Below are 7,948 nucleotides of genomic sequence, written 5' to 3'. Positions count from 1 at the left end.
TCGCAAGCGTCTTTGTGATCGCCGCTGTAAGGGTCGTCTTACCGTGGTCGATATGGCCTATCGTTCCTATGTTGAGGTGCGGCTTGTTTCTTACAAATTTCTCCTTTGCCATTTCTGTCTTGCCTCCCTGTAATTTGCTTCAGTAATAATGCCCATGGGGCTAATATTTCCGCCTGTATTTACGAGCAACATCAAAAGAGATCCGGAATTCGAGCCGGATCTCTAAAGATAAGTAACGCGCATTATACATTATGGATCCCGCTTATGCAAGAGTTTCCGGACTCTTGTTCCTTGGTGTGCCACATAGCCAAATGATAGCATAAAGAGCGCTTTTGCGCTTATATAAAGGCAAAACATAGTTCAGCAGATCGAAACTTATTGAAAAATAATTTGATAATCCTAAAACTTAGGTGTATCTTATCTTTAGATACCTGATCATAATGTTAATGTAATGTTACGATAGTGTTAAGGGGGCGTTCGATCTGGAAGACTTCTCCTATCTGTCCGGCGCAAAAAAGATATGGGAAGAATGGCGTTTTGAGCCCTGGAGCAGCGGAAGCGCCGAGGGGCTCAGGAGGAGGGTCAGCCTTATCAAATCCGGACTGCTCGGAGAGATCGCAAGATATTATGTGGACGACTACATAGTATGGAAATATCTTCCTGAAGATCCGGACAGAATATTCAATACAGCATCACATGAGACTGACCTTATGTCTCAGCGCTATCTTTTCCTGGTATCGGAAGAAAAATACTCGACCAGAAAGAGATCATTAATGCTTGGCCTGAGAGGATTTGTCGAGATCCACATGTACAGGCCGGGAGACACAGTTCCCAAAGAGATAGAAGATCTGGCATATCTGGCAGGCAAAGCAGAGGAGGTGGTAGGGCCGAAACATTCCTGAAAGAAGCTCTTTCAGGAGACTGCCGTAAGGCAGGACATAACTTTTTAGGAGGTGTCATTCATGTTTCCGGTGATGTTTATCGTCTCTGCAGTTCTCTTCGTTTTTGGTTACAAGTTTTACGGGGATTTCATGGCAAAGGTCTACGACCTGGACAATAAAAACCCCACTCCGGCAGAACAGCTCAATGACGGGGTAGATTACTGCCCCGCCCACCCGGCAGTCGTACTGGGACACCACTTTTCATCCATCGCAGGCGCAGGACCAATAGTCGGCCCCATCACAGCGGCTTCCATATTCGGATGGCTTCCCACCATCATGTGGTGCGTACTCGGCTCCATCTTCCTTGGGGGACCTCACGACATGGGTTCGCTCGTATCCTCGATGCGGCATGAGGGCAAATCCGTAGGTGTCGTGATAGAGCGCTGGATAGGAGAGACAGGCAAAAAGCTCTTCCTGGGATTCACGATCCTCTCATTGATCCTCGTTGTGGCTGTATTCCTTGTCCTGACCACGGCCACATTTGTAACAGACCCGGTAGTCGCATTTGTAGGATGCCTCTACATCCTGCTTGCCGTTATCTCAGGCATTCTCATCTATCGTTTCAATCTTAACTTTAAAATAGTCACGGTATTCATGCTCATAATAGTTGCCATATGCTCATTCAAAGGCGGGGACTGGCCTTTTGTCGCCGCGATGTTCACACATTCCGCCGACCAGTGGAACATGTTCCTGGCCATCTATATCCTGGCAGCCTCGGTCCTTCCCGTCTGGCTGCTTCTGCAGCCCAGAGACTATCTTGCCTCCTTCTTCCTGTATTTCGCAGTCGGCATAGGTGCAATAGGCATGCTGTTCGGAGCTAAGATGGACAGCGGCGCGATCCCGGTGCTTGCGGACAACGTAAAATATTTCGGTCTGACCAAGCTCCATCTCTGGCCGATGCTATTTGTAATAGTGGCATGCGGAGCGATCTCTGGATTCCATTCGCTTGTAGGGAGCGGAACGACCTCAAAACAGCTCTGCCATGAAAGGGACGCGCTTCCTGTCGGGTACGGCGCCATGCTTCTCGAAGGGCTGGTCGCAGTCATCTCGATAGGGACGCTGATGGTCGCAGGCGGTATCCAGAAGGGCGGACCGGTTGGAACTTTTGCGGCAGGCTTTGGACAGTTCTGCACTATAGTCGGCATCGATCCCGTCCTTGGAACAAGGCTTGGAGCCATAGCCATCAACGGTTTCCTCCTCACATCGCTCGACACGGCAACAAGGCTCGCGCGTTATCAGATACAGGAATTCACGGGCGGCAGGATAGGCAAATACCTTGCCACAATTATAGCTATCGCAGTTGCGCTGGGGCTCGTTTATGTGAAGACGACCGATGCTTCAGGCAAGGTCGTAGCTGCGTGGGCAATGATATGGCCGGTATTCGGAGCTTCCAATCAGCTTGTCGCAGCTCTTGCCCTACTTGGCATCGCAGTATGGATAATCCGCGGCCTCAAGAAAAAGGCGACATTCCTGATCGTCCCCTTCTGGTTTATGCTTGTGACAAGCATGGCCGGACTGGTAATCGAGATCAAAACAACACTGAGCAGTCCAAGCGCGAACTATCCCCTTGCCGCGATATCTGCGATACTTCTGGTACTTGCGGTCCTGATGGTCAGAGAGGGACTTAAGGCACTGAAGCTCGAAAAAGCGCAGGGATAAGACAAAGAAAATATTACTCTCGTCAGATACATCATGGGCAGGCTTTTCTTCAGCCTGCCCTATCGGTTGATCCTGACTCTGTCATCTTACTGTTCGGCCTCTTCCGTGTCGATGATCGGCCTCAGTACCCGTCTTGCCGGATTGCCTACGTAAACTCCTCCGGGTCCGAGGTTCTTGATTATCGTCGACCCGGCTCCGATAGTGACGTCATCAAACAGATGCACCTTTGGGATAACGACCGTACCCATTCCCAGCAGTACGTTCTCTCCTACGATGACCTTGTCAGCGATGATGCTTCCCATGCCGACATGGGAGTAATCGCCGATCATCGTTTCATACCCCACTACAGATCCTGAATTGATTATGACATGCCTGCCCGCCGAGGCTCCGGCATGGATGATCGTACCGGGAAATATCACAGAGCCCTCTCGCAAGTTGACTGAAGGATGTATGCAAGCTGCAGGATGGATCAGGACCGCCCATCGAACGTTCCTGAACTTGCAGCTTATTACCTTCCTTGTCATATTGTCGCCAATCGCTATCACTGCCTCAGTCGCTTCAATGTCCGGAACATCAGAGATCCTGCCCCTGATCGGACAGCCCCAAAGATCGCCCGCCAGGTTCTCATCATCATCAAAGATCCCGGCACATTCCCTTCCGCACTCTTCGAGCATTGAAAGCAGGACTTTTGACTGATTGCCCGCTCCCAGGATATACAAAGGTCCTTTTTGCATCTCTTGCCCTCCCGACTTAGGATAATATCAGCCGTTTGTCTGATCCTTTCAATGTAGCAGTCCGATCATATTATTCCATTCTTTGTCTCTCCAGGCAACGAAAATAAATGATCCTGCAGCCTGAGGCGATCCTGCAGCCTGAGGCGATTCTGCAGCCTCACAAAAATCGGGATCTATTGTGAAATTTTATATTTCCAATATACCCCTTATCGTGCTAAACTCTCTGCTATTCCACCAAAAAAATGATGGATCCGCTATCAAAGACAACCCACGGAGGGATAACGAATGGAGCTTGAACGTTTTAACGGGAACCTTGAGGATGCTGATTTTGTCAACTTACTCATGGTGGACATATTGGGAAATATCCGAAGCGTCTCTCTGCCGCACACCTATGTCAGCGAAAAAGTGATGAAAGAAGGCATAGGATTTGACGCTTCCAATTACGGATACGCCAAGGTCAGCAACTCTGACATGGTGGCGATACCCGACATGTCCACCGCTTTCTTCGAAATACGGGGCGATTACAGGATGCTCCACGTACTCTGCGATGTAGTATCTACCGACAGAGAGGAGTTCGATCAGTATCCCCGGAACATTGTGAAAATGACGAAGGAATTCCTCAAAAAAGAGGGTATAGCAGACAACGCAAAGGTTCTGGTGGAGCTTGAGTACTACGCCTTTGAGGATGTAGAATACTCGACCGGGACCGACCACGCCTCGTACAGGGTGACGTCAGCCGAAGGCATGGGCGATGGCTTTTCCTCAGCACCAAGGGTAGACCCCCACAAGGCATACCACAGGATGCCGCCGGAGGACAGGTATATGGACTTCCGCAACGAAACGGTCCGCCTGATGGAGATAGCAGAGATACCCGTCAAGTACCACCATCATGAAGTGGCGATATCACAGCTCGAAATAGAGCTTGATTTCATGGACATCGACAAGGCAGGGGACCAGGTCTCCCTGGCCAAGTGGATAATAAGGCAGGTCGCCGATGAGATGGGCCTTTATGTGACATTCATGCCCAAACCTCTCTACAAGATGCCCGGCAACGGTATGCACGTGCACCAGTTCCTCGAGAAAAAGAAAAAATCCATTTTCCCGGGCAAAAAACTTTTCAATCTGTCGGAAACCGGCCTCTCCTACACCGCGGGCATACTTAAGCACAGCCTTTCGGGCAGCCTCCTGGCTTTCGCATGCCCCAGCACCAACAGCTACAGGCGTCTGGTGCACGGATACGAGGCCCCCGTAAGTGCCACTTTTGCAAAGGGATCGCGTGCCGCGGCTGTTAGGATACCGGGATACGTCAGCAAAGAAGAGACACGCATAGAGTATCGTACCGGCGACGCTTCCGCCAACATCTATTTCTTCCTTGCAGCAATGGTCCTTGCCGGAGCTGACGGGATACTCAAGGGACAAGACCCCGTTGAGATGGGCTACCAGTCACAGGAAGCCAAGGATGAACTGACCTTTCCCCTCGACCTCAATTCAGTTCTGAAGGGACTTGAGAACGACAGGGAATACCTCGCACCGGTCTTCCCGGATAAGCTTATCGAACTCTGGGTAAAGGCCAAAAAGGCTGAGGCAGAGTACGTTTATAACGCCCCTACCCCCCAGGAGTACGAACTTTACTTCTAATATTCACTGAACACTCATATAAAAGAGGGAGCTTCTCAGGAAGCCCCCTCTTTTTCTTTATCTTTAAATATACAGTACTCTGCCCGGTGATCCCTCTTAGAATGCCGGGACGATTCCCTTTGGAACAAGTTCGGTTTCGATGAACTTTTTGACTTCAGGGGAATTCGCTGCCTTAACGAGCGCCTTCACAGCAGGGCTGTTTTTGTCCGCAGCCCTTACTGCTATTACGTTGGCATAGGGGGAGTCCTTTCCCTCGATGACGATAGCGTCCTTTGCCGGGATCAGCTTTGCTTCAACGGCAAAATTGGTGTTGATCACGGATGCGTCCACATCGGGAAGGGTCCTTGGAAGCTGGGCTGCCTCGATCTCCCTTATCTTTATTTTCTTAGGATTGTCCGTTATGTCCTTCGCAGTTACAAGCTCTCCCGCCTTCACTTTTATCAGGCCGTTTTTCTCCAGCAGCCTCAAGGCCCTTGCGCAGTTGGTGGCATCGTTGGGTATGGCTATCTGGGCACCCTTTTTCAGTTCACTCAGCTTCTTGATCTTGTTCGAATAGAGGCCGAGAGGCTCGATGTGTACCTTTGCCACCCATACAAGATCCAGCTTCTTCTCCTTGTTTGTGTTTTCGAGGTAGGGAACGTGCTGGAAAAAGTTAGCGTCAAGGCTTCCCTCGGCAAGTGCGGTGTTCGGCGTCACATAGTCGGTAAATTCCTTTATATTAAGTTCATAACCCTGTTTTTTGAGAAGGTCCTTGACTATTACCATTATATCCTTGTGGGGAAATGGGGTGACTCCGACAGTAATGCTCTTGTCTGCCGCAAAAAGGGCCGCGGGGATGATCAGGGATAGCAGGACCGCCAATGCAATTTTCTTCATATCTGACACATTCCTTTCTTCTTATTAGGGGGCTGAGCCCCACAGGTCGTTGCCGCCTGAGTACTTCGCGGCATCCTTGTTGTTCTGGTGCGCATGCTGTACATGTCGCTCTCGTTATCGATAGGCTCCACCTCCTCGAAAGAACTTTTTTGTCCTTGATCCTCAGTATGCTATTTGATTTTTTCGTAGACCCTGTTGCCAATTGACTGGATGACCTGCACTATTACGATCAGTATCGCTACGGAATAGACCATGACGTCAGTCTGGAACCTGTTGTATCCGTATTTTATCGCAAGGTCTCCCAACCCTCCGCCGCCGACAACGCCTGCCATTGCCGAGTATCCCAGAAGGTTGATCGCGACCACAGCCCAGTTGAGGACTATCGACGGCATTGCCTCCTTGACCATCACTCCAAAGATGATCTGCATGTCACCGGCTCCGAACGACTTTGCCGCCTCAACGACTCCCGGATCGACCTCGAGAAGGCTTCCCTCCATAAGACGTGCAACAAAAGGAGTCGCCGCTATGGTCAGAGGAACGATCGAGGCGGTGCTTCCTATGGAAGTGCCGGCGATCAGCCTGGTGAGAGGTATTATTGCGATCATAAGGATGATGAACGGGAACGAGCGCAGCAGGTTGACTATAACGTTCAGTATGGAGTAGACGGCCTTATTCGGCCTTAGTCCTCCGGTCTCCGTAAGTATCATCACGATCGCCACGGCAAACCCGAATATACCCGAAAAAATAGTGGACAGGGCAACCATGTACAAAGTCTCCCAAAGCGCGAACATAAGTTCATTAAGCATCGCGCATCACCTCCCAGAACATCCCGTTTTTCCTGAGCCAGTCTATGACCCTGTCAAGGTCTGGATCAGAGACGTTTATTATCAGAAATCCCATCACAGTCTCCCTGTATCTTTCGATCCTTCCCCCGACTACCGAGAAGTTTGTGTCCAGCTCTCTTGCCATGCTTGTGATGATGCTCTCGTTGGCTATCTCGCGGGGGAACATGAGCCTTATGTTCGTCCCTGAAGGGATGACGGCGTAATCGTCTGTGATGAGCTTGCGAAGCTCTTCTCCAGGAGCCAGGAAGAGACTGTCAGTATCCCCCGATGCGACTATCCTGCCGCCGTCGAGTATCACGACCTTGTTGCAGACCATCTTGACCACCTCCATCTGGTGGGTGACGACTATTATTGTGACTCCCAGCTTTTTGTTGATGTCCATGAGCAGTTCCAGGATGGATATGGTCGTTTTGGGGTCAAGGGCGGATGTAGCTTCATCGCACAGAAGGATCTTCGGTTCAAGCGCCAGCGCCCTCGCGATCCCGATGCGCTGCTTCTGCCCTCCACTCAGATTTCGTATTTTTTCGTTTTTCTTCTCTGTCAGTCCAACGAGATCCAGCAGGTCGAGAACTCTCTCCTCTGCCTTTTTTTTGGGGATTCCCCAGACTTCCAGCGGGAACATAATATTTTCATAAACGTTCTTCCTGTTCATGAGACTGAAATTCTGAAAGATCATTCCCATCTCCCTGCGAAGTTCCTTCAGTTTGTGGTCGTCAAGCTCACAGACTTCCTGACCCATCACTTTCACCGAACCTTCGCTGTAGCCCTCCAGCCCGTTGAGGCAGCGCAGAAGCGTCGACTTTCCCGCTCCTGAGTGTCCCACGATACCGAATACGTCACCTCTTTCAACTTTTAAAGAGATGTCATCGAGGACCTTTAGTTCGCCAAACTTTTTTCCAAGTCCCTTGACTTCGATCATCCTGTCTACCTTCCTTTTTATATACATAGCAACTTTTACGACAAATCAAAAAAAGACCGGGCCCTGCAAGGCCCGGTCTCGCTGATCTATGCAGTCGACGCCCTAAGCGCCCGCCAAATCAGGAGAGGAGCCTTGAGCGTACATGCACATCATCATGTTGTTGGTACGGATATTAATTTTAAACATGTAGGTTCCTCCTTCCCCGAAATGTCTGACAAAGGGCATTATAACACCCTCAAACATTTTGTCAAACTACAGCTCTTTTACATAAGTTTCCACACGACCTTAATAACGCAGCAAAAAATCTATCACAAAGGAACAATTTTTTGGAGATAA

The 7,948-nt window shown here is 50.0% G+C and carries 8 protein-coding genes; 3 read left to right on the top strand and 5 right to left on the bottom strand.

Annotated features, from left to right (window positions below):
• Positions 1-112, bottom strand: a 112-nt coding sequence (locus tag OLM33_01410; GenBank protein ID MCW1712332.1) for a GTP-binding protein, incomplete at its 3' end; no start/stop codon positions are given.
• Between the two features lie 517 nt (positions 113-629).
• Here OLM33_01410 and OLM33_01405 point away from each other — a divergent pair.
• Positions 630-902: a hypothetical protein gene (locus OLM33_01405; protein ID MCW1712331.1), complete on the top strand. Its 273-nt coding sequence runs from the start codon at positions 630-632 to the stop codon at positions 900-902.
• 60 nt (positions 903-962) lie between these two features.
• Positions 963-2,600, top strand: coding sequence for a carbon starvation protein A (locus OLM33_01400; GenBank protein MCW1712330.1), 1,638 nt, complete (start codon positions 963-965; stop codon positions 2,598-2,600).
• Positions 2,601-2,686: 86 nt separating this feature from the next.
• On the opposite strand, the gene OLM33_01395 is transcribed toward OLM33_01400, so the two are convergent.
• The gene (locus tag OLM33_01395; GenBank protein ID MCW1712329.1) at positions 2,687-3,334 is read right to left on the bottom strand and encodes a NeuD/PglB/VioB family sugar acetyltransferase; all 648 of its coding nucleotides are present in this window, start codon (positions 3,332-3,334) and stop codon (positions 2,687-2,689) included.
• A gap of 285 nt (positions 3,335-3,619) precedes the next feature.
• Between OLM33_01395 and OLM33_01390 the strand changes: the two genes are divergently transcribed.
• Entirely contained in the window at positions 3,620-4,972 is a 1,353-nt protein-coding gene (locus OLM33_01390; GenBank protein MCW1712328.1) for a glutamine synthetase beta-grasp domain-containing protein, read from the top strand.
• A 96-nt stretch (positions 4,973-5,068) separates the two neighbouring features.
• On the opposite strand, the gene OLM33_01385 is transcribed toward OLM33_01390, so the two are convergent.
• From OLM33_01385 to OLM33_01375, 3 genes are all read right to left on the bottom strand, one after another.
• Entirely contained in the window at positions 5,069-5,848 is a 780-nt protein-coding gene (locus OLM33_01385) for a MetQ/NlpA family ABC transporter substrate-binding protein (GenBank protein ID MCW1712327.1), read from the bottom strand.
• A gap of 170 nt (positions 5,849-6,018) precedes the next feature.
• On the bottom strand, positions 6,019-6,654 hold the full coding sequence (locus OLM33_01380; GenBank protein MCW1712326.1) for an ABC transporter permease: 636 nt from the start codon (positions 6,652-6,654) through the stop codon (positions 6,019-6,021).
• The gene (locus OLM33_01375; protein ID MCW1712325.1) at positions 6,647-7,639 is read right to left on the bottom strand and encodes a methionine ABC transporter ATP-binding protein; all 993 of its coding nucleotides are present in this window, start codon (positions 7,637-7,639) and stop codon (positions 6,647-6,649) included. Before OLM33_01375 ends, OLM33_01380 begins: the two co-directional genes overlap by 8 nt.
• Between the last annotated feature and the right edge of the window lie 309 nt (positions 7,640-7,948).

The sequence above is a fragment of the Synergistaceae bacterium DZ-S4 genome (assembly GCA_025943965.1).
Lineage (GTDB): Bacteria > Synergistota > Synergistia > Synergistales > Synergistaceae > Caenicola > Caenicola nitritireducens.
The sequence above is the reverse complement of the archived record's forward strand: the minus strand, read 5'-3'. Positions and strand labels throughout refer to the sequence as shown.